Annotated in this window: 25 protein-coding genes; 5 read left to right on the top strand and 20 right to left on the bottom strand. The window is 66.9% G+C overall.

Annotation, left to right across the window (positions count from 1 at the left end):
• Nucleotides 1–95: 95 nt before the first annotated feature.
• Nucleotides 96–1,052 (bottom strand): DUF6607 family protein, encoded by a 957-nt coding sequence (locus tag O3305_RS13730; protein ID WP_269573058.1) that lies wholly within the window; start codon nucleotides 1,050–1,052, stop codon nucleotides 96–98.
• Nucleotides 1,053–1,075: 23 nt separating this feature from the next.
• Nucleotides 1,076–3,292, bottom strand: a complete 2,217-nt coding sequence (locus O3305_RS13735) for a TonB-dependent hemoglobin/transferrin/lactoferrin family receptor (protein WP_269573059.1) — start codon at nucleotides 3,290–3,292, stop codon at nucleotides 1,076–1,078.
• A gap of 476 nt (nucleotides 3,293–3,768) precedes the next feature.
• On the opposite strand from O3305_RS13735, the gene O3305_RS13740 reads away from it, so the two are divergent.
• On the top strand, nucleotides 3,769–4,728 hold the full coding sequence (locus O3305_RS13740) for a glycosyltransferase family 2 protein (protein ID WP_269576519.1): 960 nt from the start codon (nucleotides 3,769–3,771) through the stop codon (nucleotides 4,726–4,728).
• Nucleotides 4,729–4,765: 37 nt separating this feature from the next.
• On the opposite strand, the gene O3305_RS13745 is transcribed toward O3305_RS13740, so the two are convergent.
• Entirely contained in the window at nucleotides 4,766–5,497 is a 732-nt protein-coding gene (locus tag O3305_RS13745; RefSeq protein WP_269573060.1) for a class I SAM-dependent methyltransferase, read from the bottom strand.
• Nucleotide 5,498: 1 nt separating this feature from the next.
• Nucleotides 5,499–5,915 carry a GtrA family protein gene (locus O3305_RS13750; RefSeq protein WP_311768414.1) on the bottom strand — a complete coding sequence of 139 codons (417 nt, stop codon included), beginning with the start codon at nucleotides 5,913–5,915 and terminating at the stop codon, nucleotides 5,499–5,501.
• Between the two features lie 127 nt (nucleotides 5,916–6,042).
• On the opposite strand from O3305_RS13750, the gene O3305_RS13755 reads away from it, so the two are divergent.
• A complete protein-coding gene (locus O3305_RS13755) occupies nucleotides 6,043–7,881 on the top strand; it encodes an AcrB/AcrD/AcrF family protein (protein WP_269576520.1) in 1,839 nt (612 codons plus the stop codon).
• Nucleotides 7,882–7,973: 92 nt separating this feature from the next.
• On the opposite strand, the gene O3305_RS13760 is transcribed toward O3305_RS13755, so the two are convergent.
• From O3305_RS13760 to O3305_RS13790, 7 genes are all read right to left on the bottom strand, one after another.
• Nucleotides 7,974–8,615, bottom strand: a complete 642-nt coding sequence (locus tag O3305_RS13760; RefSeq protein ID WP_184164160.1) for a MarC family protein — start codon at nucleotides 8,613–8,615, stop codon at nucleotides 7,974–7,976.
• Complete coding sequence (locus O3305_RS13765) at nucleotides 8,612–9,226, bottom strand: Cif family virulence factor (protein WP_269573061.1); 615 nt, start codon at nucleotides 9,224–9,226, stop codon at nucleotides 8,612–8,614. The genes O3305_RS13760 and O3305_RS13765 overlap by 4 nt, the downstream gene beginning before the upstream one ends.
• Nucleotides 9,223–10,098 (bottom strand): bifunctional methylenetetrahydrofolate dehydrogenase/methenyltetrahydrofolate cyclohydrolase FolD, encoded by an 876-nt coding sequence (folD, locus tag O3305_RS13770; protein ID WP_269573062.1) that lies wholly within the window; start codon nucleotides 10,096–10,098, stop codon nucleotides 9,223–9,225. Before folD ends, O3305_RS13765 begins: the two co-directional genes overlap by 4 nt.
• Nucleotides 10,088–10,396 carry a DUF167 domain-containing protein gene (locus tag O3305_RS13775; protein WP_269573063.1) on the bottom strand — a complete coding sequence of 103 codons (309 nt, stop codon included), beginning with the start codon at nucleotides 10,394–10,396 and terminating at the stop codon, nucleotides 10,088–10,090. The genes folD and O3305_RS13775 overlap by 11 nt, the downstream gene beginning before the upstream one ends.
• Before the next feature lie 7 nt (nucleotides 10,397–10,403).
• A complete protein-coding gene (locus O3305_RS13780) occupies nucleotides 10,404–10,700 on the bottom strand; it encodes a YggT family protein (RefSeq protein ID WP_184165130.1) in 297 nt (98 codons plus the stop codon).
• An 88-nt stretch (nucleotides 10,701–10,788) separates the two neighbouring features.
• Nucleotides 10,789–11,685 (bottom strand): acetylglutamate kinase, encoded by an 897-nt coding sequence (gene argB, locus O3305_RS13785; protein WP_269573064.1) that lies wholly within the window; start codon nucleotides 11,683–11,685, stop codon nucleotides 10,789–10,791.
• A gap of 38 nt (nucleotides 11,686–11,723) precedes the next feature.
• Nucleotides 11,724–12,713, bottom strand: a complete 990-nt coding sequence (locus O3305_RS13790) for a DUF1176 domain-containing protein (protein ID WP_269573065.1) — start codon at nucleotides 12,711–12,713, stop codon at nucleotides 11,724–11,726.
• A gap of 59 nt (nucleotides 12,714–12,772) precedes the next feature.
• Between O3305_RS13790 and O3305_RS13795 the strand changes: the two genes are divergently transcribed.
• A complete protein-coding gene (locus O3305_RS13795; RefSeq protein WP_269573066.1) occupies nucleotides 12,773–13,642 on the top strand; it encodes a 3-hydroxyacyl-CoA dehydrogenase NAD-binding domain-containing protein in 870 nt (289 codons plus the stop codon).
• Here O3305_RS13795 and O3305_RS13800 read toward each other — a convergent pair.
• Both O3305_RS13800 and O3305_RS13805 read right to left on the bottom strand, forming a co-directional pair.
• Nucleotides 13,639–14,181, bottom strand: a complete 543-nt coding sequence (locus O3305_RS13800; protein WP_269573067.1) for a PilZ domain-containing protein — start codon at nucleotides 14,179–14,181, stop codon at nucleotides 13,639–13,641. The two genes, O3305_RS13795 and O3305_RS13800, sit on opposite strands and share 4 nt — an antisense overlap.
• Nucleotides 14,182–14,744: 563 nt before the next feature.
• Nucleotides 14,745–16,040 (bottom strand): NupC/NupG family nucleoside CNT transporter, encoded by a 1,296-nt coding sequence (locus tag O3305_RS13805; RefSeq protein WP_184164135.1) that lies wholly within the window; start codon nucleotides 16,038–16,040, stop codon nucleotides 14,745–14,747.
• Nucleotides 16,041–16,504: 464 nt separating this feature from the next.
• Here O3305_RS13805 and O3305_RS13810 point away from each other — a divergent pair, with 464 nt between their 5' ends.
• Nucleotides 16,505–17,182: a queuosine precursor transporter gene (locus tag O3305_RS13810; protein WP_184164132.1), complete on the top strand. Its 678-nt coding sequence runs from the start codon at nucleotides 16,505–16,507 to the stop codon at nucleotides 17,180–17,182.
• A 79-nt stretch (nucleotides 17,183–17,261) separates the two neighbouring features.
• Here the strand turns inward: O3305_RS13810 and egtD are convergent, their stop codons facing one another.
• From egtD to gluQRS, 7 genes are all read right to left on the bottom strand, one after another.
• Nucleotides 17,262–18,239, bottom strand: coding sequence for an L-histidine N(alpha)-methyltransferase (gene egtD / locus O3305_RS13815; protein ID WP_269573068.1), 978 nt, complete (start codon nucleotides 18,237–18,239; stop codon nucleotides 17,262–17,264).
• 136 nt (nucleotides 18,240–18,375) lie between these two features.
• Nucleotides 18,376–19,641, bottom strand: coding sequence for an ergothioneine biosynthesis protein EgtB (egtB, locus tag O3305_RS13820; RefSeq protein ID WP_269573069.1), 1,266 nt, complete (start codon nucleotides 19,639–19,641; stop codon nucleotides 18,376–18,378).
• Nucleotides 19,642–19,911: 270 nt separating this feature from the next.
• Nucleotides 19,912–20,457 (bottom strand): cob(I)yrinic acid a,c-diamide adenosyltransferase, encoded by a 546-nt coding sequence (locus O3305_RS13825; protein WP_269573070.1) that lies wholly within the window; start codon nucleotides 20,455–20,457, stop codon nucleotides 19,912–19,914.
• Between the two features lie 43 nt (nucleotides 20,458–20,500).
• Nucleotides 20,501–21,370, bottom strand: coding sequence for a class I SAM-dependent methyltransferase (locus tag O3305_RS13830; protein ID WP_269573071.1), 870 nt, complete (start codon nucleotides 21,368–21,370; stop codon nucleotides 20,501–20,503).
• A gap of 46 nt (nucleotides 21,371–21,416) precedes the next feature.
• Nucleotides 21,417–22,052 (bottom strand): LysE family translocator, encoded by a 636-nt coding sequence (locus O3305_RS13835; RefSeq protein ID WP_269573072.1) that lies wholly within the window; start codon nucleotides 22,050–22,052, stop codon nucleotides 21,417–21,419.
• Between the two features lie 41 nt (nucleotides 22,053–22,093).
• A complete protein-coding gene (locus O3305_RS13840; RefSeq protein WP_184000342.1) occupies nucleotides 22,094–22,327 on the bottom strand; it encodes a twin transmembrane helix small protein in 234 nt (77 codons plus the stop codon).
• Between the two features lie 9 nt (nucleotides 22,328–22,336).
• Nucleotides 22,337–23,185 (bottom strand): tRNA glutamyl-Q(34) synthetase GluQRS, encoded by an 849-nt coding sequence (gluQRS, locus tag O3305_RS13845; protein WP_269573073.1) that lies wholly within the window; start codon nucleotides 23,183–23,185, stop codon nucleotides 22,337–22,339.
• 98 nt (nucleotides 23,186–23,283) lie between these two features.
• Between gluQRS and O3305_RS13850 the strand changes: the two genes are divergently transcribed.
• Nucleotides 23,284–23,850, top strand: a complete 567-nt coding sequence (locus O3305_RS13850; RefSeq protein WP_184164112.1) for an HNH endonuclease — start codon at nucleotides 23,284–23,286, stop codon at nucleotides 23,848–23,850.
• The last annotated feature ends 55 nt before the right edge of the window (nucleotides 23,851–23,905 follow it).

Consider the following 23,905-nt stretch of genomic DNA (forward strand, 5'->3'; position numbering starts at 1 on the left):
GCAGGTAAAAAAGGGGGTGCGCACGGGCTTGGGAACCGTGCGCACCCCCGACCCGCTCCGACCAAGGAAAGCGGGCCTTTTCCCGAGGGGGAACTCTAGTTGGCGGCCCTCGTCGCCTGATCCATCAGCGCCTTGGCGGTCTTGATGCCGTCGGCCTCGCTGGTCTTGCCCTGCTGGATCTCGTCGGCGATCTCGAGCACGCGGCCGGCGATCACCGTGCCGTGATCGGCTTCCTCGGTGATGCGGATGCCCTTTTTCGTCGCGGCGATCCGGTCCCATTCACCGCGGATCGCTGCCCAATAGCCCTTGGTCGCCGCCCAGTAATCGTCCGCCGCCTTCACATCGAAGTCGCTGAACCTGGTGTAGCTGTTGAGGACATATTCCTGGACGACCGGCGTGGTGGCGCCGTCCATCTTCAGATTGTCCTGCCAGTGGATCCAGCCGGCCGGCGAGACGGCATGGCGGTTGACGCCCAGATAGCGGTCATAGACCGGCCCGCGCACCGCGTCGCGCCGGGCAAGCGGGCGCCAGGTCTCGTTCGACACCCAGCGGCGCTGGCCGCCAACCGCAACCCACTTGCCCCAGCCGCCATAGCGCGGCGAGTCATCCACCTGGTAGACGGTCTGCGACCAGGCGCCCTTGCGCTCGGCGGCGGGCACGTCGGTCCAGGTCCAGGCGTCGCGGTCCGAATAGACCAGCACCTTCGCCGGCTCATACTGCCAGTCCTGGCGCCAGTGCTTGATCACCATCTTCTTGCCCTCGCCCATGTCGACGACGAGCAGGTGCTGGAGGCGGATGGTCTTGCCATTGTCCTCGATCACCCGGACGACTTCGTTGCCGCCCGACACCTTCACCGGGATCGGGGTGTAGTCGGCACGCCAGGAGGTGCTCTCCTGCATGTCGAACTTCACCTTGTAGGTGCCGGCCATCGCCAGGATGTCGGAGCGGTCCGCCTCGAAGGCGGGCTTTGCCACCGGAGCGGCGCCGGTGGTCTGGGCCAGCGCCGGCATCGGCGCGAGCAGCGAAAGGGCAATCGGGAGCAGCAGCTTCATGATCTTGGTCCTCAGAAGCGGGGTTAGAAACGATAGCTGATCGAGACCGAGCCGTTGCGGCCCGGCTGGGTATAGGCGTCACGCACCGTGGAGCTCGCGGCCAGGCCGCGAATGTCCTGCCACAGCCAGTATTTGCGGTCGGTCAGGTTGAACACGCCGCCGCGCAGCGTCACGTCGTTGGTCACGCGAACATAGGCGGTGAGGTCTAGCGTGACGAAGTCGGTGCCGGTGAAGCAGCCCGGCGCCGTGCCGGTGTAGCAGCTCGATCCGCGCGTCCGGGCGATCTCCTTCTGCCCGCCATAGGTCGCCATCAGCCGGCCGCCGAAGCGCCGGTCGGCCGCGTCATAGCCGATGCCGCCCACCACCTTGAGCGGATCGACCGACTGGAGCGGCAGCTTCGCGCCATTGGTGCCGATCGTGTCGCCATGGGCATAGGACAGCGCCAGCGTGGCGGTCACGCCCTTCACCGGGCGCACTTCGGTGCGCGCCTCGAAGCCGCGGATCTTCACCCCGCCCAGGTTGCGCCACTGGTAGATCCAGGGATTGGCCGGCGACGGGAACGGGCGGCCGGTCGTTTCCACCTGGTCGATGAAGTCGTGATAGCGGGCGTAGAAGCCGGTCAGGTCGAACGAAACGAAGTCGTTGAAATAGCGGAAGCCGCCTTCGAAGCTCTCGCTGGTCTCGGGCTTCAGGTTCGGGTTCGAGATGCTGGTGTAGCCGACCGGCGGATTGGCGAAGAAGTTGTTCACCTGGCTCGGCTCGGGCGCCTTGAAGCCCTGGGCATAGTTGGCAAACAGCCGGGCGCCTTCGGTCAGCTTGATCACCGCGCCCACCTTGGGCGAAACGCGCGATCCGTCCTGGCCCGATGCGACGAAGGTTGGCAGCAGCGGATCCTTCTCGGGCGTCAGCTTGTACGCATCGAAGCGCAGAGCGGGATAGAGCGTCAGCGGCCCGAAGGTGACTTCCGCAGCGGCGACCAGGCCGGCGAGCATATAGTCGGTCTCGGGGAAGGCACGCGTCGGGAAGGCCTCGCCCGCGGGCGGAGTCACGCCGTCGCGCAGGCCCTTCTGGTTGGTCCAGCTGATATCCCCGGCCAGCGTGAGCTTGGCGCGCAGCCCGTCTTCCGCGCCAAAGCCGAGGCGCACTTCGCCCGAGGCGCCATAGACGCGGTTCTCGAAGGTGTTGAGCCGCTCGCGATCGGCGACGGGGCTGCGGTCCTCGTCGGTGAACTGGCGATCGTTGCTGTTCTGCCAATAGCCGCTGAGGCGCGCGAACTCGAGCGTGCCTTCGCCGTTCCAGGTCCAGTCGCCGGCGATGCGGCCGCGCTTGCTGGTGTCGCGCGCCTGCAGCAGGTCGATGGTGGTGCCGGTGGCCGGCAGCAGCGTAAGCCCGGTCAGCACATTGGTGGCGAGCCGGCTGTCGACATATTCGCCGGTGATCCGGAAGCGGTTGTGTGCGTCGGGCTCATAGACGAGCCGGCCGAGCGCCGCATTGGAGTGGCCGTCCTGCGGATTGGGCTCGGTGCGGGCCGTGCCGATGCCGCCGCTAGTGCCCTTGTTGTCGAGCTGGTGATAGTCACGGCGGGTATAGGCGACCATCGCGGACAGGTCGCCGAAGCGGCCGGCGATCACGCCGGTCTCGGAGAATTCATCGTCCGCCGAGCTATAGGCGGCGCGCGCCAGCCCGCCGACCTTCTTGTCGCCCTGCAGGAAGTCCGCGGGGTCGCTGGTGGTGAAGCTCACCGCGCCAGCCAGGCCATCGCTGCCGTACAGCGCCGATGCCGGGCCACGCAGGATCTCGACCGACTTGACCAGGCCGAGGTCGACATAGTCGCCGCGCCCGGTGGATTGCGCGCCAAAGGCGAAGCCATCGGGCACGCGCACGCCGTCCACCTGGATCAGCACGCGGTTGCCGCCGATGCCGCGGATGACGAAGCCTTCATTGCCCGCGCGGCCGGTGGTGCCCTGCGCCGCGCCGAAGCGGGTTGGGCCGCGCGGCACGCTGATGCCGGGCTCGTAGCGGACCAGGTCCTTGATGTCGGTGGTCAGCTCATCGGCCATCTTGCGCTCGTCGATCACGGTGACCGTGGCGGGCACTTCCTTGACGTCGGCCGGGATGCGCGTGGCGGTGACGGTGATCGTCGAGTCCTGCTGCTCGGCGTCCTTCTTGTCCTGCGCCTGCGCCGGCAATGCCGCCGCCAACGCCCAAAGACTGACCCCAAGCGCGATATGCCGCCCCATGCCCGTAAACCCCTTTATGCTAATGCAAGTGATTCTCAATCGCGTGTTCGTTAGGCGCGGGGGCAAAGAGCGTCAACCCCGTAACGAGGTCGCCGGGTGAAAGGCCTGTCCTACAGGGCCTTGTTCCGCTAATGTTCTTACAGCCTCAGGGCCGCTCTTTGACTCAGTGGATCCCAAGCGCAGCACTGCGCGAACGCCCGGAAATGCGCGGGTTCCGCCACGGGCGCGATGGAGCCGCGCAACCTTTCGCGGTTGGATGCGTCTGCTGGCGCAACCGCGCCGCTCTCGCGGACGATATCGTTTCCGGCTTCCGCCGAAGGACGACTCGCGCAACGGATGCAAACATCCGTGTCCACAAGCCTGTGCAACGGGCCGCTCGACGTCGGCCCGTCGCAGCGTTAGAGCGTCCGGTCATGCAAAAGCGTCCCAAGCTCTCCGTCGTCATCCCCTGCTACAATGAAGAGCAGTGTCTCGAGATGCTGCACAGTCGCGTCTCCGGCGCGGCCAAGGCAGCGGTGGGCGACGATTACGAGATCGTGCTGATCAACGACGGTTCGCGCGACAAGAGCTGGGAAGTCATGCAGCGCCTCTCGGCCGGCGACCCCCGCCTCGTCGCGATCAACCTGTCGCGTAACCACGGCCACCAGCTCGCGCTCACCGCCGGGCTCGACCTCTGCTCGGGCGACGAGATTCTGATCATCGACGCCGATCTCCAGGATCCGCCCGAGCTGCTGACCGACATGCGCGCCGCGATGCGCTCGCAGGGTGCCGACGTGGTCTATGCCGTCCGCCGCAAGCGCGACGGCGAGACGATCTTCAAGAAGATCACCGCTGCCTTCTTCTACCGCATGCTCGACAAGATCACCGACACGCCGATCCCGCTCGACACCGGCGACTTCCGCCTGATGACGCGGCGCGCGCTCGATGCCTTCCTGTCGCTGCCCGAGCAGGCGCGCTTCATCCGCGGCATGGTCGCCTGGGTGGGCTTCAAGCAGGTGCCCTTCCCCTATGACCGGCACGAGCGCCATGCCGGCGAGACCAAATACCCGCTCGGCAAGATGATCCGCTTCGCCCTCGACGCGATCACCGGCTTCTCGACCGCGCCGCTGCGCTTCGCCAGCCATGTCGGCCTGATCCTTACCGGCCTGTCGGCGCTGCTGGTGCTCTACATCGTCGCCGGCTGGCTGATGGGCGCGGCGATCCCGGGCTGGACCTCGCTGATGCTGGTCGTGGTGGTACTAGGCGCGGTGCAGATGTTCGTGCTCGGCATGATCGGCGAATATCTCGGCCGATTGTACGTCGAGTCCAAGCGCCGTCCGCTCTACATCGTGGCGGATGTCGCCGGCCCCGTGATGGGCCACGCCTCGCTCGGTTATCGCTACGCCGATTCGGGCGAAGTCAGCGTCTCGCCGGTGACGCCGCGCAGCGAGAGCTAGTCCAATTCCGTCATCCTGGCGAAAGGCGGGATGACGGTTACTTCTTCGGCTCGGCCAGCACGATGATCGACAGGCCCGGCGGCATCGGCAGCCGGCCGAGCAGGTGGCGCTCCAGCCCGAACACCGCCTCGAACGCGGCATTGAGCGGCTTGGGTGGCGGCGAATCGTCACTGTCGTCCTTGCCCGTCAGCTTGCCGACGAAGCGCGCCGCCACGGCGACCGGGAACAGCAGCGAGTTGAACCAGAGCAGCTTGCGCCAGCCCAGCCCCGCCTTTTGCAGCGAAGCGACCAGCGTGCCCTTGGAATAGCGGCGCTTGTGGTGGTTCACCACGTCATGTGCGCTCCACATCCACTGGTGCGCGGGCACCGTAATCAGGATCTTGCCGCCCGGCTTGAGCACGCGCGCGATCGCCTTCAATGCCGCGACATCGTCCTCGACATGCTCGACCACGTCGAGCACCGCGACCAGGTCGTAGCTCGCATCGGCCACACCGGTCAGCTCAGGCAGCGGCGAGGAGCCGACCTGCTTGCCCAGCCGCTCGCTCGCCTTGGCGGCGGCGGTCTCGTCGATCTCGATCGCGTCGATCTCGCCGAACTGGGCGAGCATCGGCAGGTTGTGGCCGGTGCCGCAGCCGATCTCGAGGATGCGCGCGCCGTCTGGAAGCGCGCCGTAGCGCGTCAGATAGTCGGAAAGGATCTCGCGGCGGGCGCGGTACCACCAATGGGTGGTGTCATGCGCGGCCATGCGCTCGTAGACGATGCGGTCCATCTTATTTGAACACCAGATAACGGTTGAGCGCGAAGGTAACGACAGGGGTTACGAAGACCACGGGCAGCAGCGGAACCCAGGTCGGCTGATGCAGCGGGCCGGTGCAGATCCAGGTGAAGGTAGCGTTCATCGCCATGCCGACCGACTGGACCGCGACGAACTTGGACTGGGTGCCGACGCCGCCTTCGGCCTCATGCCCCTTGAAGCTCCAGCGGCTGTGGAAGACATAGCCGAACACGACCGCGACCAGAAAACCCGCGATCGAGGCGAGCACCGGCGGGATCGCATAGGTGGCGAGCGGCCAGTAGACCAGGGCATAGACGAAAGTCGACGCCAGTCCCACAATGCCGAAGCGGACGAGCTGCCCCAGCACGCCATTCGCCCACATCTCTTCAAATCGCTTGAGTACTGCTGTCACTATCGCTTGCCCAGTGCCGAGCGCCGGCCCTAATGCCTGCATCAATGCGAGGGAAGCGATTTTGAAGCCGGACGTACTGGGCGGGTTCCGCCTCGATCGAGAATTGGACCGCAACTGGCTGCGCTGGATGGCGCTCTTCTGGCTCTGCGTCGTCGCCTGGTTCCTCCACGATCGCCAGGGCAACATCTATTGGCTGCTGCTCGGCGATACCGACGACAATATGCGGCTGATGCAGGTCCGCGCCTGGCTGGCCGGCCAGGGCTGGTACGACCTTCGCCAGTATCGCCTCGATCCGGCGCTGGGCGGAGCGGACATCCACTGGTCGCGCCTGGTCGATCTGCCGCTCGCCGGGCTGATCCTCGCCTTCAAGCCGTTCGTCGGCATCGCCACGGCGGAGCGCTGGGCGTGCGGACTCGCGCCGTTGCTCCCCCTGTCGGTGGCGATGGCCGGCCTGTCGCTCGCGGTACGCCGGCTGATCGCGCCCTGGGCCTGGCCGGTGGCGCTGGTCGTGCTGATGGGCTGCACCTCGACCATGTCGATGTACGCGCCGATGCGGATCGATCATCATGGCTGGCAGCTTGCCTTCCTGGCGCTCACCGTCGCCGGTCTGGCGGACCCGAAGCGCGCCCGCGGCGGCGCCACGGTCGGCCTGGCCAGCGCCGCCTCGCTCACTATCGGGCTCGAGATGCTGCCCTATTGCGCGATGGCCGGGGCGATCATCGCGCTGCGCTGGATCTGGGACCGCGAAGATGTCCGCCGCATGCAGGTCTATGCGCTGACTCTCGGCGGCGGCTCGGCCTTCGGCTTCGCGGTCTTTGCCTCCAACGCCAACCAGGTGCTGCGCTGCGACGCGCTCACCCCGGTCTGGCTCACCGTCATGATCGCCGCCGGCGCGCTGCTGTTCGGGCTGTCGCTGCTCAACCCGGCCAATCGCTGGGTCCGCCTCGCCGTGGCCGCGGCCGCCGGCGCGGTGATCGTCGCCGGCTTCGCCCTGCTCTTCCCGCAATGCCTGGGCCGACCCGAGCAGGTGTCCGACGAGCTGGCCAATACCTGGCTCAACAATGTCCGCGAGGCGCGGCCGATCTACAAGCACGCCTTCAAGACCGCCTTCCCGATGGCGGTGCTGCCGGTAATCGGCGTGATCGGCGCGCTGTTCGCCACCTGGCGCGCACGCCGCAGCGAGGCGCTGGCCGGCTGGGCGGCGGTTGCACTGTTCACTGCCTTCGCCAGCGCGATGCTGCTCTGGCAGGTCCGCGCCGCCCCGGCCGCACAGCTGCTCGCCGTGCCCGGCTCGGTCGCGCTGCTGGTGGTGATCGTGCCCTGGTTCCTGGGCATCCGCGAGCCCTTCGCCCGCTGGATCGGCGCGGTGCCCGCGCGCATCCTCGGCGTGCTGATCCGGGTGTTCGGCACCGTCCTCGCCTTCCTGCTGTTGTCGGGCCTCTGGGCCGGCCTGGTCATGCCCTTCTTCTCGGCGGACAAGGGCGTGAAGCCGGGCAAGCCTGCCGCACCGGACAAGATCGTCGCCGCCAATGCCGCCTGCGCCCGGCTGAGCAACCTGCGCATGCTCAACGACATCCCGGCCGCGACGATCTTCACCCATGTCGATCTCGGGCCGCGCCTGATCGTCACCACGCACCACAGTGCGATCGCGGGCCCCTATCATCGCAACGGCCGGGCGATCCTCGACGTCCACCACGCCTTCACCTGGCCGACGCCAAACTTCCGCCCGATCGCCAAGGCGCATGGCGCGCAGTATCTGTTGATCTGCCCGAACATGTCCGAGACGACGCTCTACCGCGCCCGCGGCCCCAACGGCTTCTACTCCCAGCTGATCAAGGGCCAGGTGCCGAACTGGCTCGAGCCGGTGACGCTGCGCGAAGTCCGCCCGGGCACGCCGCTGCCGTTCCAGCTGTGGAAGATCCGCTACGACTTGCCGGATGCGCCGGCGAAGGCCGCTACTCGCTAACCTACACCGTCACCCCGGCCTTGAGCCGGGGTCCCGCTGTCTGGCTGCCAAAGAAGAAGCGGGATCCCGACTCAAGGCCGGGATGACGAAACCTAGTGCCCCGTAACCGCCCGCCCGGCGACCAGCGCGGCGCTGATCCCGTCAATCACGAACTGCACCGCCAGCGCGCCGAGCAACACGCCGAGCAGCCGCGACACCACCGCCTCGATCTTGGCGCCGACCACCCGCATCAACGGGCCCGCGGCCAGCAGCGCAAGCAGGGTGAGCACCAGAATCGCCGCCATAGCCGCCAGCACCACGGCGGTGCGCTCGATGCCGTTGTTCTGCGACATCAGGAGCATGGTCGAGGCGATCGAACCCGGCCCCGCGATCATCGGCATCGCCATCGGGAAGATCGAGATGTCGGTCGGTTCCTCGGCCTTGATCTTCTCGGCCCGGTCCTCGCGCCGCTCGGTTCGCTTCTCGAACACCATCTCGAGCGCGATCAGGAACAGCATGATGCCGCCGGCGATCTTGAAGGCATTGAGGCTGATGCCGAGCGCACGCAGCAGCGCCTCGCCGAACAGCGCGAAGCCGAACAGGATGATCGCCGCGACCACCACCGCACGCAGCGCCATGGCGCGGCGATGCGCCACGCTGGTGCCCGCAGTCAGCCCCGCGAAGATCGGCGCGCAGCCCGGCGGATCGATCACCACGAAGAAGGTGATGAAGGTGGAGATGAAAAGCTCGATCATTTGGCGGGCGCCGCGATGTCGTCGGTCAGGACGGAGGTATCTGCCTCGCCGTTCCAGATCGAGGCGTTGAAGTGCCGCGCGCCGTCAGGCGTAACCTGCCAGTACCAGCTGATCGTTGCATCGGGCGACTCGCCATAACCGACCTTCGCATCGGCGGGTGCGGCAATCGATGAGATGCTCCCCCCGTCGGGTCCGCAGGTCGCCCGTACGACGATCGGCTCTGCCGGGCGCGGTCGCGCCTCCTTCAGGGCGTCCCCGCCATCGACGATCCATTTCCAGCTGCCGCCCGTTTCCTTGCGCCACACCGTGCTGAAATAACCCACCGACCCGTCCGGCCGCTTCCAGCCACCGGTATTCACCGCCAACCTGCCGTCGCACGAGACATAGCTCGCCGTCGGCCACCACTCGACCGACTTGGGCGGGTCCTTGCGATCCTTCAGCCAATCCTGCGCCTTCACCGGTTGCGGCACGAACATCGTCGCATCGCTCGCGGCAAATTCGCGGAACGCCGTCCACTGCCCCTTGGCCTGCGCAGCGGCATTGAACGCCCGCTCGGCATCCACTGCAGTCTGCGGAGCAGTGGCCTGAAGGATCAGCGCGGCAAGAATCATATCGTGCCCTTCTCAAGTGCCACGCCCGCATTGCGGTGTGCGGCCACCAGCGTGTTGCGCAGCAGGCAGGCGATGGTCATCGGCCCGACGCCGCCCGGCACCGGCGTGATCGCCCCCGCCACGCTCGCCGCGCTGTCGAAATCGACATCGCCGACCAGGCCCGCATCGGTGCGGTTGATGCCCACGTCGATCACGGTCGCGCCCGGCTTCAGCCACTCGCCCTTGACGAAGTGCGCCCGGCCCACCGCTGCCACGACGATATCGGCATGCTTCAGATAATGCGGCAGGTTGCGCGTCCTGGAATGGACGATGGTCACCGTCGCGCTTGCCCGGGTCAGCAGCGCCGCCATCGGCTTGCCGACGATGTTCGAGCGGCCGATCACCACCGCATCGAGCCCGGTCAAATCGCCCAGCCGGTCCTCGAGCAGCATCAGGCAGCCGAGCGGCGTGCAGGGAACGAAGCCATGCAGGCCCGTCGCCAGCCGCCCGGCATTGACCGGGTGGAAGCCGTCCACGTCCTTGTCCGGGTTGATCCGCAGCAGCACCGCCTGCTCGTCGATATGCTTCGGCAGCGGCAGCTGGACGAGGATGCCGTCCACTGCCGGATCGGCATTGAGCTGATCGACCAGCGCGATCAGTGCTTCCTGCGTCGTCTCGGCGGGCAGCTTGTGCTCGAAGCTCTCCATGCCGCACTCGCGGGTCTGCTTGCCCTTGGAGCGGACATAGACCGCACTCGCCGGATCCTCGCCGACCAGCACCACGGCCAGGCCGGGCACGCGCCCTGCCGCCGCCTGGAATGCGGGAACCAGTTCGGCCACGCGGGCGCGAAGTCCCGCAGCGAACGCCTTGCCGTCGATGATGTCAGCCGTCATGCGCCCCGCCATAGAGACGTTGCGCCAGTTCTTCCAGCGCTGTGGGGTCGCCTTCGACACGAAGTCGCTTGAGCCGCGACGTATCGCCCGCGATCAGCGTCACCTCGCGCTTCGCTACCCCGAACGCCTTGGCGACCAGTGGCACCAGCGCCGAATTGGCCGCACCCTCGACCGGCGGCGCGGCGAGCCTTGCCACGAAATGCGCGTCGGTGCCGGCAAGGAAGGCATCGCGCGACGCGCGCGGCGTCACGCGGACCGCGATCTCGATCCCATCCGCGATGCGCCGCCAGGCCGGCACCGGCCGATCAGTAGACGGCTGGAGCGAGTTGGGCGATCGCCCAGTTCAGCACATAGTCCTTGAGGATGATGATCAGCAGCAGGGCGACCAGCGGGCTCAGGTCGAGCGCGCCGAAATCGGGCATGATCCGCCGGATCGGCCGATAAATCGGCCGGGTAATCGCCTCGAGCGTCTGCCACACCGAGCGGACGAAGTCGTTGTACGTGTTGATCACGTTGAACACGATCAGCCAGGACAGGATCGCCTGGACGATGATGATCCAGCTGAGCACCCACAGCAGATACTGCGCGACCTGCAGGAGCATGATGAGAAAGGACAAGGCGATCTCCGAGAATGGTTGGGCGGGAACTTAGGCAAGGCCGCGCCCCGCAACAACCCCGGCGCGTGCCGGATCAGGCGTGGACCAGCGTTCCCGCGCCCTGGCGGGTGAAGATCTCGAGCAGCATCGCGTGCGGGATGCGCCCGTCCAGGATCACCGCCGCGTCAACGCCCGACCTCACCGCGTTGACGCAGGTTTCGACCTTGGGGATCATGCCGCCCTTGATCGTGCCATCGGCCTTGAGCACATCGACGCGTGCAGGATCGAGATCGGTCAGCAGTTCGCCCTGCTTGTCGAGCACGCCGGCGACATCGGTCAGCAGGAAGAAGCGCGACGCACCGCAGGCGCTGGCGATCGCGCCCGCCATCGTGTCGGCATTGATGTTGTAGGTGTGGCCGTCCGCGCCCAGCGCGATCGGCGCGACCACCGGGATGAAGCCCTGCGCCGCCAGCGAATGCAGGATCGCCGGATTGACGCCGGTCGGCTCGCCGACAAAGCCCAGGTCGACATGGCGCTCGATGCCCTGGAGCGGATCGGCCTCGCGGCCGGTGACCTTCTCGGCAGTGACCAAGCCGGCATCCTTGCCCGAGATGCCGACGGCGCGACCGCCAGCGGCGCCGATCCAGCTGACGATTTCCTTGTTGATCGAGCCGGCCAGGACCATCTCCGCGATGCGCGCGGTCTCGGCATCGGTGACGCGCAGGCCGCCGACAAAGTTCGATTCGACGCCGAGGCGCTTGAGCATGGCGCCGATCTGCGGGCCGCCGCCATGGACGACGATCGGGTTGATGCCCACCGCCTTGAGCAGCACCACGTCCTCGGCAAAGTCGCGCTGCAGCTCCGGATCACCCATCGCGTGGCCGCCATATTTCACGACGAAAGTCGCACCGGCATAGCGCTGCAGATAGGGCAGCGCCTCGGTGAGCGTTTCGGCCTTGGCAAGCAGTGCGGGATCGGGGGCGTTGGTCATGCCGGCCCCATAGGGCCAGTGGGACGCGCCCGCAACTTTCAGCGGAAGACCGCCGTCGCGCGGTAGGTGATAAGCCAATTGGACGAGCCGCGGCACTCGCCCATCGAGCGTGCCTCGATCAGCCGGAAGCGCCGTCCATCCCACACATAGACTTCGGCATTGCCGCAATCCCCGACGCCGCGCCCCTTGTTGTAGCTGGAGAGCCGGCCGTTGCCGAAGCCGGCATTGACCAGCGTGCCGTCGCCGCCATCGAACACGGCGCGCACCGCCTTGCCGCCCGCGACGATGAAGGCGACGCTGCTGAAATTATAGGCCCCCGCGCCGCAGGGCAGCAGCGCCAGCGTCTTGCCGCCGCCGAGCGCGAAGGTCTCGACCTCGGGCACGCTGTCAGCGCCGTCATAGAGCCCGCCGCACTCGCTCTGCTTTTCCATGCCCGCGCGCATCGCCTTGGTCACGACGGCCGGCGCACCTGCAGGGCGAATCCCCATGACCCGCTCGGCTACCGGAGCGGCAGGCACGACGCCGGCCGGCCTGCTACCCTTGGCCACCACTGCGGTCACGGTGCCGGCTCGGCCCTGATTGGCATCGATATGCCGCAGGGACGCCGAGGAGCCGGCAAGCGAGATGCGCGCGGCAACCCTGCCGTCTGCGCCCGCCACCACCAGCGCCTTGCCATTGGGCATGGCGGCGGCGATCCGCGCCGCGTCGGCGCCGGTAAAGATCACGCTCTCATCCTTGGCGAGCGCGGTGGCGAGCGCGGCATCGTCGATCTTGAGCGTGACCTTGCCACCCAGCTTGCCGGATGCCCAGACCTCGACGGTGAAACCGCCGGCCGGACCGGCAGCGCGAGTGAGCGACATGCTGGCGTCCCAGGCCGAATCGTCCTCGGGCACCGGCTGGTCGCCCGGCTGGAGCGAAGTCATCTCGCAGCCATGCAGATTGTCGCAGGCCACCACCCAGTCGCCGTAGAGCTTTTCGGGATCGTCTTGCGGGGCCGGGACGGCGAGGAGGAGAGCGAGCAGCAGCATGCGCCAAGCCTAGCCGATTCGACTCCGAATCGATAGGAGCGGCCCAAAGGAGAGACGGCATGAAGACGGTTGGCGTTATCGGTGCAGGGCAGATGGGCGCGGGCATCGCGCAGGTTTCGGCCCAGGCGGGCTATGCCGTGCTGCTCTCGGACGTCGATCAGGCGCGCGCCGAAGTGGGCAAGGCCGGAATCGCCAAGCAGCTCGCCCGCGCGGTCGAGAAGGAAAAGATCAGCGCCGCCGATGCCGAGGCGGCACTGGCGAATATCCGTTGTGTCGGCGGCACCGATGCCTTCGCACCCTGCGACCTGGTGATCGAGGCGGCGACCGAGCGGGAAGCGATCAAGCGCCAGATCTTCGAGGCGGTGGGCAAGGTGCTGGGCGCCGACGCGATCCTGGCGAGCAACACCTCGTCGATCCCGATCACCCGCCTCGCCCAGGCATCGCCCGATCCGGCGCGCTTCATGGGCGTGCACTTCTTCAATCCGGTGCCGGTGATGGGCCTGATCGAACTGATCCGCGGCCTTGCCACGTCGGACGCCACCGTCGCCGCGGTCGAGAAGTTCGGCCAGTCGCTCGGCAAGCGCATCGTCCATGCGAACGACGCGCCCGGCTTCATCGTCAATCGCGTGCTGATGCCGATGCTCAACGAGGCGTGCTTCGCGCTGGGCGAGGGCGTGGCGACGATTCCCGACATCGACGCCGCCTGCCAGCTCGGCCTCAACCATCCGATGGGGCCGTTCACCCTGGCCGACTTTATCGGCCTCGACACCTGCCTCGAGATCACTCGCGTGCTGTTCGAGGGTACCGGCGATCCCAAGTTCCGCCCGGCGCCGCTGCTGGTGAAATATGTCGAAGCCGGCTGGTATGGCCGCAAGACCAAGCGCGGCTTCTATGACTATACGGGCGCGGAGCCGGTGCCGACGCGCTAGGCGCCGCCGGCTTCCGCCAGCTCGGCCTGGCGGTCGAGCGCCCATTTGGCGAGCGTGTCGAACGGGATCGCCGCAAGGAAGGCGATCCCCGCGCGACCGTCATGCGCCCAACGCACGATGCCGCGGCGGCCCTCAAGCCCATGCACGCCGACGACGACCTCGTCGCCTTCGCGCAGGAAATCGGCTTCCACCTTCACTCCGCCCTGCGACACGTCGATCAGGGTGACGCTCACCCGCATGCCCTCGGCCACCAGGCTTACCGGGCACGCGATGTGCAGCCGCGGCATGCGCTGGACCAGGCCGGGCTCGCCGTGCACCGGCGCATGCAGCACCTCGAGCACGTCGATCTTCTCGTCGAACTGCACGCCGACCATACCGTCAGCCGACCAGGCGACGCGGCCCGCGATATGGTTTCCCGATCGGATCTCCACCGTCACCGGCTCGTCGGGCGGCAGGCTGGTGTGGAGCTTGCCCATCAGCCCACCCGGCGAGATGTTGCGGATCAGGCACAGCGCCTCATAGCCATCCCATCGCAGCATCGCCGATCGATAGACCGAGATTTTCGAACGGTCGTCGGTTCTGCGGTCCATGGTCGGCACTTCGGGCTGGAAGGAGATTTCGGTGCGGATGTCGGCCTCCGACGGCGTGATTGTTGTGACCCGCGGAGAATATGCTTCCGTCAGATGTCTGGAACGTTTCGTGGTCGCAACGAGGCGTGGTAAATGCCGCGACGCATGCGGACCGGCGGCGGTGGCGGGTTCAAAGGCCAGTGCCAGGCAGTCCCGAACCCGCGCCAGCGCCTCCTCGCCGGGTGTGGGCGGCGGTCGTCGCAGGATGCGGAGCGGACGGGCGTCCGGACCGGTGGCAATGAAATTGGTCACGCTTTACTCCAGGTACTGAGGTGCTGGAGAGCGCACATCCGACGCCAGGCCGCGGAGCATCCACGGCACGTACGTTCGATGGCGCGCGACCCGCTCTCCATCCGATGTCGGTTGTTCTTGGCAGGTACAGCGCGCCCCCGGCGCAGCGTTGTGCCTGCGAATATACGTAATTTTACGAGGTGCCGGTATCCAAAAGGTTAACGCCGGCACCCCGCAAGGGATCAGGGCAGCAGCAGGCCCGCCAGTGCCGCGCTCATCAGATTGGCCAGGCTGCCCGCGAGCAGCGCGCGGATGCCGAGCTTGGCGATCATCGGCCTCTGGTTCGGCGCCAGGCTGCCGGTGGCCGCCATCTGGATCGCGATCGAGCTGAAATTGGCGAAGCCACACAGCGCGAAGGTGATGATCGCGCGGGTGCGCGGCGCCAGATCGGTCATCCCGCCCAGGTCGATAAAGGCGACGAACTCGTTGAGCACCACCTTGGTGCCGAACAGCCCGCCGGCCGCGGTCGCCTCGTGCCAGGAGATGCCGAGCAGGTACATGACCGGGGCGAAGATCGTGCCGATGATCTTCTGGAAGCTCAGATTCTGCAGGAAGCCCGCCCAGGCGGCATGGCCGGTCAGGTCGTAGATCCAGTTGCCGGCACCGGCGAGCAGGCCATTGGCCAGCGCGACCAGCGCGACAAAGGCCAGCACCATCGCACCGACCGCGACGGCGATCTTCACGCCGGTCGAGGCACCAGAAGCAGCCGCCATGATGATGTTGGCAGCGCGCTCTTCCTCGATGTCATGCTCGGCGACCTTGATCGCCGCGTCCTCGGCATCGTCGCCGAGCGGAAGCTCGCCCGCCTTCACCGGCTCGTCGGGCATGATGATCTTGGCCATCAACAGGCCGCCCGGCGCCGCCATGAACGAGGCGGCGAGCAGATAGGGCAGCGAGGCCGGTCCAAGCAGGCTGGCATAGGCGGCCAGGATAGTGCCGGCGACGCCCGCCATACCGACGCTCATCACCGCGAACAGCTGCGACGGGGTGAGCCGGGCGAGATAGGGGCGGATCACCAGCGGCGATTCGCTCTGGCCGACGAAGATGTTCGCGGCCGCGCACAGCGATTCGACCTTGGTGGTGCCGACCACCTTCTCGATCGCGCCGCCGATCCAACGGACGACGAACTGCATCACGCCCAGATGGTAGAGGATCGACACGAGCGCCGCGAAGAAGATGATCACCGGCAGTGCGGCGATCGCGAAGCTCTGGCCGCCCAGCTCGGGCTTGGCGAGCGGGCCGAACAGGAAGCTGGTGCCGGCGCCGGCATAGCCGAGCAGCGCCGAGACACCGTTGGACAGGCCGTGCAGCGCTGCCTGGCCCCAGCTGGTCCGCAGCACCAGCGCGGCGATGCCCGCCTGGAGGACAAAGGCCGCGCCGACCACGCGCAGATTGATCGCGCGCTTGTTCGACGAGAACAGGAAAGCGATCCCGAGGATCGCGACCACGCCGAAGATGCCGATCGGAAACTGATTCAACTGCTTATTCCCCCAGGCAAACGCCCAAGTCTCTCACCATACACGCTGGAGGGCGCAAGGCCAGAGCCCAGCCGCTCCATTCCCCGCACAAGCGGACACATCCATACGCGGACGTTTGCGAAGCTTGTGCGGAGCGCGCCTGCAATATCCCGCCGGATGCTATGGAACCCGGCCAGGAACAGCAGGAATCCTGCGGAGTCGAAAGTTGCGCCCAAACGCCAGGCGACACGGAAGTTCACACCGGACCGGTGCGTGTTGCAGGGCGACGCATTGATTTCACACCGGAACTCCGGCGCAAATGTATGCGTATCGACGGTTCAAAGAGCGGCGCCACCCCGAGAGGCGGCAACCAAGGAACAATGCACGAACATTCCCTACATTGGAAGCCCGTTGCCACCCAGTGGGTGCCCGAGGTCCATGACCCCGGGGCTTGCGATGCGGGCATTTCTCGCTAGCGTCCGCCCATGGACACCATTCGCATCCCGCGTTCGCTCTTCTTCCTGTCGATCTTCTATGGCGGCATGGTCTGCATTGCCGGCGTGCTGGGCAACAAGCAGGTCTCGCTCGGTCCGATCTCGCAGATCGGCAACTGGGTGGGCGTCGGCCCGCTTGCCGTGGAAGCCGGCATCTTCGCCTTCCTGCTGCTCGTCTCGGTCTCCAGCGCCGTCGCCGAGCTGCACGGACCGGACACCGCCCGTCGCCTGGTGCTGATCGGCTTCGTCCCGCTGGTCACTTCCGTACTGCTCTCGATGCTGGTGCTGGCACTCCCCGCCTCGCCGAGCATGGAGCCCGACCGGCTGCACGCCTTCGAGATGATGATGAGCGGCACCCCGCGCATCTGGCTGGGCGGCATCATCGCCTATGGCATCTCGCAGATCCTCAACGTCACCATCTTCTCCGCGCTCAAGAGCGGCGGCGGCAAGCTGCTCTGGCTGCGCGCCGCGATCGCATCGGTGCTGAGCCAGATCGCCGACACGCTGATCTTCATCACCGTCGCCTTTTACGGCGTGTTCCCGATCGGCGAGCTGCTGGTCGGCCAGATGCTGAGCAAGGTGGTGCTGAGCATCGTGCTGGTGCCGGCCGCGATCTACCTGTTCGTCGCGTTCGGCCGCAGCCTGGACCGGCGCCGGGCGCTGAATTGAAGCCTTAGGCACTTAGCCGTTCCCGCTCCCCGGCTTTCGCCGGGGAACAAGGAGCCTGGCTACGCAGTGCCCCTTCCAATCACGGCGCCACCCGCAGCGGCTGGGCTTCGCAGAGGATCAGCGCGAACCAGTCATTGTCGTCCGTCCACTCCCGGATCGGGGTCCAGCCGCCGGCGCGCAGCAGCATGCGGGCACCGTTGCGGCCATATTTATGGCTGTTCTCGGTGTGGATCGTCTCGCCCGCCGCCATGTGGAACGGCCGGCCCTCGACGGTGAATTCCATGTCGCGCACCGCTTCGAGATGCATCTCGATCCGCGCGGCATCGTCGTTCCACAGCGCGACGTGACGGAAGGCCTCGACCGGAATCGTGCCGTCGAGCTCGCGGTTGATCCGCTCGAGCAGGTTGAGGTTGAACGCCGCGGTGATGCCCTGGGCATCGTCATAGGCCGGCACCAGCACGTCGGGCGACTTGACCCGGTCCATCCCGATCAGCAGCCGTGCGCCGTCGCCCAGCCATTCGCGCATCGCGCGCAGCAGGTTGACCGCATGCCAGGCCTGCATGTTGCCGATCGTCGAGCCGGGGAAGAAACCGAGCTTGGGCATGCCGGTCACCTGCTCGGGCAGCGGCACGGGGCGCAGGAAATTCGCCTCGACCGGATAGACCGGCAGGCCCGGAAAGGCCTGGCCCAGCTCGGCGGCGGACTGGCGGAGGAAATCGCCCGAGATGTCGATCGGGACATAGGCGGCGGGATCGATCGCCCGCAGCAGCAAGGGCGTCTTCACCGAGGAGCCCGAACCGAACTCGACCACCGCCGCGCCGCGCGCCGCCAGCGCGCCCAGCTCGGGGCCGGTCTGGCGGAGCAGCTCGGTCTCGGTGCGGGTGGGGTAATATTCGGGGAGCCGGGTGATCTCCTCGAACAGTTCCGAGCCGCGGCGATCATAGAACCAGCGCGCCGGGATCGCCCGCGGCCGCGCTTCCAGGCCGCTCAGCACATCGGCGCGGAAATGCGGATCGGCCAGGCTGGTCTGGCCGTCTTCGAGTTCCTGTTTCAGCATTATCGGCCGGCCTTTCTGCTTTGTCCGTCATCCCCGCGCAGGCGGGGATCCAGAGCCCCGGGCGACGCGGAAGAGAAACCCTGGATCCCCGCCTGCGCGGGGATGACGATGAAGGGGTGCTGGCGCCCGGAACCCATCACAGGTCCTTCGCCAGGCGCACGCCGGTGAACTGCCAGCGCTGATGGGGGTAGAAGAAGTTGCGGTAGCTCGCCCGGCTATGGCCGCGCGGCGTGGCGCAGGAGGAGCCGCGCAGCACGAACTGCCCGCTCATGAACTTGCCATTATACTCGCCGACCGCACCCTCGACCGGACGAAAGCCGGGATAGGGCCGGAAGGCGCTGCCGGTCCATTCCCAGACATCGCCGAAAAAGGCCGGGCCGCCGGTGGACGGGCGCGGCTCGATCGGGCCGGCGGCGTCGAGCTGGTTGCCGCCCGCAGGGTCGAAGGCGGATGCCGCCGCTTCCCATTCGAACTCGCTGGGCAGGCGCGCGCCGGCCCAGCTGGCATAGGCATCCGCCTCGAAGAAGCTGACATGGGTAACCGGCGCAGCGGGATCGACCGGGCGCCGGCCGTCGAGCCCGAAGCGGGTCCAGACATCGCCGTCTCGGCGCCAGTAGAGCGGCGCCTCGATCCCCTCCGACTTCACCCAGGCCCAGCCATCCGACAGCCAGTGGCGCGGGTCGCGATAGCCGCCATCGGCGAGGAACGCCGCCCATTCGCCATTGGTGACCGTGCGGTCGGCAATCGCATGCGGCGTAAGCAGTGCCTGGTGGCGCGGCCCCTCGCAATCGAACGAAAATGTTGAATCGCTTGAATCGAATCCCGCATCCACCAGGCCGGCACGCCCCTCGATCCAGCCGACCGGGCCGGGCATCGCCACCGGAACCTTCGGCGCGCCCTGCCAGACGGCGGGCTCAAGCGGATTGACCGAGAAATGGTGGAGGATGTCGGTGAGCAGCAGTTCCTGGTGCTGCTCTTCATGATTGCAGCCGAGCAGGACCAGCGCCTGCGCCGCCGGCGGCAGATCGGGGAGCGCATCGGCCAGCGCGGCATCGACATGGGCGCGGTACGCCAGCACCTCGTCGAGGCTGGGGCGCGAGAGCATTCCTCTGCGAGGACGCGCATGGCGCTGGCCTTCGGCTTCGTAATAGCTGTTGAACAGGAAGGGCCAGCGTGTGTCGTGCAGCGCATAGCCCGGCACATGATCGCGCAGCACGAAGGTCTCGAAGAACCAGGTCGTATGCGCGAGGTGCCATTTGGCGGGCGAGGCATCGTCCATCGACTGGATCGTCGCGTCGGCATCGGAGAGCGGCCGGACCAGCGCTTCGCTCAGCCCGCGGGTGCGAAGGAACTTCGCGCCGAGCGCGCTGGAAGCCGGAGCGGATCCCGTTTCCGTTCTCATTATGTTCTCCTAGCGGCGCGCGCAATCACCGTCAACCGGCGAGATATAGGTGTCCGGATTGCCCCCGGTAGTCGAGTCAACGAAAGCCCCCGCGATTTTGTTCACGCAAAAGCCTGTTCATTTACCGGGAGATAGCGCGCACCGGCCTGGCGCAAAGCTATGCCAAGGTATCGCTTCGCGCGGATTCGAATTAGATCGAATCCGTGCGATTTATCTTTTGTTTTTCGCATTTTCCGGGTCGTCAGGCGATTCCGCCTGACTAGAAAATGCTCAGCGCGACGCGCCGGGCACCCAGAGTACGTCCCCCGCCTCGCTCTGGTTGACCGCGCGGGCAGCGACGAACAGCAGATCGGACAGGCGGTTGAGATAGGCCAGCGGCTGCACCCCGGCGCCGGCGGCGACAGCGGTGCGCTCGGCCCGACGGGTGACGGCGCGGGCGAGATGGAGTTCCGGGGCACCTGGAGCGCCGGCCGGAAGGACGAAGCTGGTCAGCGGTTCGAGAGCCGAATTGATATGGTCGATCCGCTCCTCGAGCCAGGTGACCTGGCCGGGGGTGATGCGCAGCGCGCCTTCGATCCCCGCGGGCGTGGCGAGATCGGCGCCCAGGTCGAACAGGTCGTTCTGGATGTGCGCTAGCATGCCGCCGAACGCATGATGGCCGAGCGTCGCGCGGGCGACGCCGATCGTGCAGTTCGCCTCGTCGACATCGCCGATCGCCGCCATGATCAGGCTCGCCTTGGAGACGCGCGAGCCGTCCACCAGCCCGGTGGTGCCGTCGTCGCCGGTGCGGGTGTAGATCTTGTTGAGCTTGACCATCGCCCGGGACTCTACGCCCCGGGCGATGACGGGGGAAGCCGGATCAGGCGGCCCGGGCGATATCCGCGCGGCGCGGCGGCAGGAAATGCTCCATCCCCAGCGCGGGATGGGGATAGAGGAACTGGTTGGCCGCCATCGGCAGCACCACCCCCTCGGCCACGCCGGGCATGAAGTAATTGCCCTGGAAGCGGTTGGGCCGGGTCATCTCGGTATCGCCGTGATAGGCGACGCCGATCGAGGCATAGTTCAGCTCGGTGCCGAACACCGCGTAGAGCGCCAGATCGACGAAGTTCATCTCCTCGAGCGTGCCACGCAGATGCGTGTCCTGCGCGATCAGCGCTACCAGATCCTCCCTGGCGAAGGACAAGGCGGAGAAGTCCTTCACCACCTGGTTGAAATCATGCGCGCCGTCGTGATGGACGATGTTTCTGTGGCCGCGCTCCTCGAGCATGACATGGCGGACATAGCTGGGCACGTCGCCATGGAAGAGGCGGATGCGGCGCGCGGCTTCCGGGAACATGCGGCGGACGCGCTCATAGGTGAAGAGCAGGAATTCGGAGCGGAAATCGACCAGGTCGAGATCGAAGTCGAACGCATCGATGCAGCCGGCGAGATAGGCGGTGGAGCCGCCCATATAGACGCCGACTTCGACCAGCCGATCGAACTGACCGTTGAAGTCGCGCAGGGTGCGGACGATGTCGTAATAATATTGGGGCGAGCACTGGTCCTCATAGGCGAGGCTGAGCAGGCGGACCCGTTCGGCGATCGAATCGAAGATGCGATTCTGGCCGAGCAGCTCCGATATCTGGTGGCGCGTCTGATAGCCCGAGAGGATCGGAACGCCGAGCTTGGCGGCAGGATCCGGGACGTCGTGAAGCGTGGTGTCAGGCGCGATGAAAGTTCCGAAGGTCATGGGGCATCCTCCTGTTTACCCCAAACTTATAGGAAGCGCCGCGGACTCAGTTGTGCCGGAAACGTAGCAGCAACACACCAAAGCCGATGAAGATCGAGCCGGTAAGTCTATTGAACCATTTCTTGAGCGACGGCCGCCCGAGATGACGGGCAAGTCCGCGGCCGCCCAGCGCATAGACCAGATACCAGAAGCATTCGACCACGGCGAAGGTGAGCACCAGTATCGCGAACTGCGGGGCCTTGGGCGCGGCGGCGCTGACGAACTGGGGGAAGAAGGCGGCGGCGAAGAGCAGCGCCTTGGGGTTGGAGATGCTGATCGCGAAGCCGCCGCGGAACAGCTGGGCGGCGGTGAGGCGCCGGTCGGCGAGCGCGGCATCGTCGCCGACGTCGAGCGGCGTCGGGTCGGCGCGCCATGCCTTGATGCCGAGCCAGACCAGATAGGCGGTGCCGCCCCAGCGCAGCACTTCGAACGCGCCGGGAATGGCGAGCAGCAGCGCCGTCAGGCCCGCGGCCGACGCGGCGAGGATCGTCACCAGCCCGGCCAGGCACCCGGCCATCGCGGCGACGGTGCGGCGCAGGCCGAAATCGACGCTGCGCTGGAGAATGTGGAGCATGTTCGGCCCCGGCGTTCCCGACAGCAGGAACACGGCCATGACGAACAGCCACCAGGTCTGGAGAGTCATTGCAGGCAACCTTGGGAATGAAAGGCCAGTGGCCCCGCGCGTCAGCCCTTGGCCGACATCATGATCAGGATCAGCGCGATCACGGCGATCGCGATCGCCTGGAACAGGATGCGCTGTTGCATCAGCTTTTGCGATTTGAGCGCGCGCGGGCTCGGACCGTCGCCGGTGCCCTCAAGGTCCTGGCTCGTCGTCTGCGCCATATTCACCAGCCCCTTGATGAGGATGAACAGGGTGGCGAACATCGCCGCGAGCAGCAGGAAGGCCAGGAAGATCATGCGCGGACTCTACGCCTGTGCCGCGGCGATGCCAACTGGCAGTTGTCCTGCGCGCAATCGCTCGGCGAGCGCGCGGCCATCCTCCCCCGCCAGCCGCATCGCCTCGAGGCTGGGCGCGCCGTGGCGCTTGGCGAGGCGGGTGCCGTCGGGGCCGAGGAGGAGCGGGTGGTGGCGATACTCGGGTGTCGGCAGGCCGAGCAGCGCCTGGAGCAGGCGGTGGACATGGGTGGCGGCGAACAGGTCCACCCCGCGCACGACATGGGTGACACCCTGCGCGGCGTCATCGACCGTGACCGCGAGGTGATAGCTGGCCGGCGCGTCCTTGCGGGCGAGGACGACGTCGCCGGCCGAGGCGGGGTCGGCGCGGACCTGGCCGGCAAAGGCGTCGTGCCATAGGAGTTCGGGATCGCCGAGCGACGCCAGCGCCTTCGCCACATCCAGCCGCCAGCAATGGGGCTTGCTCAGGTCGGGCGCTTCAAGCCCGCGGCACGTCCCCGGATAGAGCGCGCCGTCGGGACCGTGCGGAGCGGTCAGGCTCGCGGCGATGTCGGCGCGGGTGCAGAAACAGGGATAGAGCAGGCCGCGCGCGCGCAAATCGTCGAGAGCTTCCTCGTACAGGCCAAGCCTCCGGGACTGGAACGTCACCTCGCCGTCCCAGCCTAGCCCCAGCCACTCCAGATCGCGCAGGATCGCCTCGACATGCTCGGGACGCGAGCGGGTGCCGTCGATGTCCTCGATACGCAGGGTAAACGCCCCGCCGTTCGCCCGCGCGAAGTCGTGCGCCTGCAGCGCCGACCAGGCATGGCCGAGGTGGAGGCGCCCCGTCGGGCTCGGTGCAAATCTGGTGTGGACAACCATCAGAACGGCCCTTGACCGCGAGTCGCGGCATATGCTGTCATCACCGCGTCACGCTTCTCGGCGAGATGCGTGCCACCACGAACTGGGCGAGGGAGCGCATGTATCATCCCGATCTGATCCGCCATCCGGACAGCTGCCCTGCCCTTGTGCTCAACGCCGATTATACGCCCCTGAGCTATTATCCGCTGAGCATCTGGCCCTGGCAGACGGCGGTCAAGGCGCTGTTCCTCGATAGAGTGGATGTCGTCTCCTATTACGAACGCGAGGTGCGAAGTCCCAGCGCGAGGCTGAAGCTTCCTTCGGTCATCGCGCTCAAGCAATATGTCAGACCTTCGCAATTTCCCGCCTTCACCCGGTTCAACCTGTTCCTTCGCGACAAGTTCGCCTGCCAATATTGCGGCAGCCACCGCGACCTCACCTTCGACCATGTCATTCCCCGCGCCCAGGGCGGGCGCACCACCTGGGAAAATGTCGCCACCGCCTGCGCGCCCTGCAACCTCAAGAAGGGCGGGCGCACTCCCCAGCAGGCCGCGATGCCCCTCTATCTCCAGCCGATACGGCCGACCAGCTGGCAGCTCCAGGAGCATGGCCGGCGCTATCCCCCCAATTATCTCCACGATACCTGGCGCGACTGGCTCTACTGGGATGTGGAGCTGCTGGCGTAGCCCTGTTCTGGTGTTCCCTGCCCCGTCACCCCGGCCTTGAGCCGGGATCCCGCTT

This window comes from Sphingomonas sp. NIBR02145 (assembly GCF_027359115.1).
GTDB classification, from domain to species: Bacteria; Pseudomonadota; Alphaproteobacteria; order Sphingomonadales; family Sphingomonadaceae; genus Sphingomonas; species Sphingomonas kyeonggiensis_A.

Excerpts from the sequence above, each read along its gene's own strand:
- O3305_RS13730 (WP_269573058.1), bottom strand. The coding sequence starts at position 1,052 with ATGAAGCTGCTGCTCCCGATTGCCCTTTCGCTGCTCGCGCCGATGCCG.
- O3305_RS13735 (WP_269573059.1), bottom strand. The coding sequence starts at position 3,292 with ATGGGGCGGCATATCGCGCTTGGGGTCAGTCTTTGGGCGTTGGCGGCG.
- O3305_RS13740 (WP_269576519.1), top strand. The coding sequence starts at position 3,769 with ATGCTGCACAGTCGCGTCTCCGGCGCGGCCAAGGCAGCGGTGGGCGAC.
- O3305_RS13745 (WP_269573060.1), bottom strand. The coding sequence starts at position 5,497 with ATGGACCGCATCGTCTACGAGCGCATGGCCGCGCATGACACCACCCAT.
- O3305_RS13755 (WP_269576520.1), top strand. The coding sequence starts at position 6,043 with ATGGCGCTCTTCTGGCTCTGCGTCGTCGCCTGGTTCCTCCACGATCGC.
- O3305_RS13760 (WP_184164160.1), bottom strand. The coding sequence starts at position 8,615 with ATGATCGAGCTTTTCATCTCCACCTTCATCACCTTCTTCGTGGTGATC.
- O3305_RS13765 (WP_269573061.1), bottom strand. The coding sequence starts at position 9,226 with ATGATTCTTGCCGCGCTGATCCTTCAGGCCACTGCTCCGCAGACTGCA.
- folD (WP_269573062.1), bottom strand. The coding sequence starts at position 10,098 with ATGACGGCTGACATCATCGACGGCAAGGCGTTCGCTGCGGGACTTCGC.
- O3305_RS13780 (WP_184165130.1), bottom strand. The coding sequence starts at position 10,700 with ATGCTCCTGCAGGTCGCGCAGTATCTGCTGTGGGTGCTCAGCTGGATC.
- argB (WP_269573064.1), bottom strand. The coding sequence starts at position 11,685 with ATGACCAACGCCCCCGATCCCGCACTGCTTGCCAAGGCCGAAACGCTC.
- O3305_RS13790 (WP_269573065.1), bottom strand. The coding sequence starts at position 12,713 with ATGCTGCTGCTCGCTCTCCTCCTCGCCGTCCCGGCCCCGCAAGACGAT.
- O3305_RS13795 (WP_269573066.1), top strand. The coding sequence starts at position 12,773 with ATGAAGACGGTTGGCGTTATCGGTGCAGGGCAGATGGGCGCGGGCATC.
- O3305_RS13800 (WP_269573067.1), bottom strand. The coding sequence starts at position 14,181 with ATGCTGCGATGGGATGGCTATGAGGCGCTGTGCCTGATCCGCAACATC.
- O3305_RS13810 (WP_184164132.1), top strand. The coding sequence starts at position 16,505 with ATGGACACCATTCGCATCCCGCGTTCGCTCTTCTTCCTGTCGATCTTC.
- egtD (WP_269573068.1), bottom strand. The coding sequence starts at position 18,239 with ATGCTGAAACAGGAACTCGAAGACGGCCAGACCAGCCTGGCCGATCCG.
- egtB (WP_269573069.1), bottom strand. The coding sequence starts at position 19,641 with ATGAGAACGGAAACGGGATCCGCTCCGGCTTCCAGCGCGCTCGGCGCG.
- O3305_RS13825 (WP_269573070.1), bottom strand. The coding sequence starts at position 20,457 with ATGGTCAAGCTCAACAAGATCTACACCCGCACCGGCGACGACGGCACC.
- O3305_RS13830 (WP_269573071.1), bottom strand. The coding sequence starts at position 21,370 with ATGACCTTCGGAACTTTCATCGCGCCTGACACCACGCTTCACGACGTC.
- O3305_RS13835 (WP_269573072.1), bottom strand. The coding sequence starts at position 22,052 with ATGACTCTCCAGACCTGGTGGCTGTTCGTCATGGCCGTGTTCCTGCTG.
- O3305_RS13840 (WP_184000342.1), bottom strand. The coding sequence starts at position 22,327 with ATGATCTTCCTGGCCTTCCTGCTGCTCGCGGCGATGTTCGCCACCCTG.
- gluQRS (WP_269573073.1), bottom strand. The coding sequence starts at position 23,185 with ATGGTTGTCCACACCAGATTTGCACCGAGCCCGACGGGGCGCCTCCAC.
- O3305_RS13850 (WP_184164112.1), top strand. The coding sequence starts at position 23,284 with ATGTATCATCCCGATCTGATCCGCCATCCGGACAGCTGCCCTGCCCTT.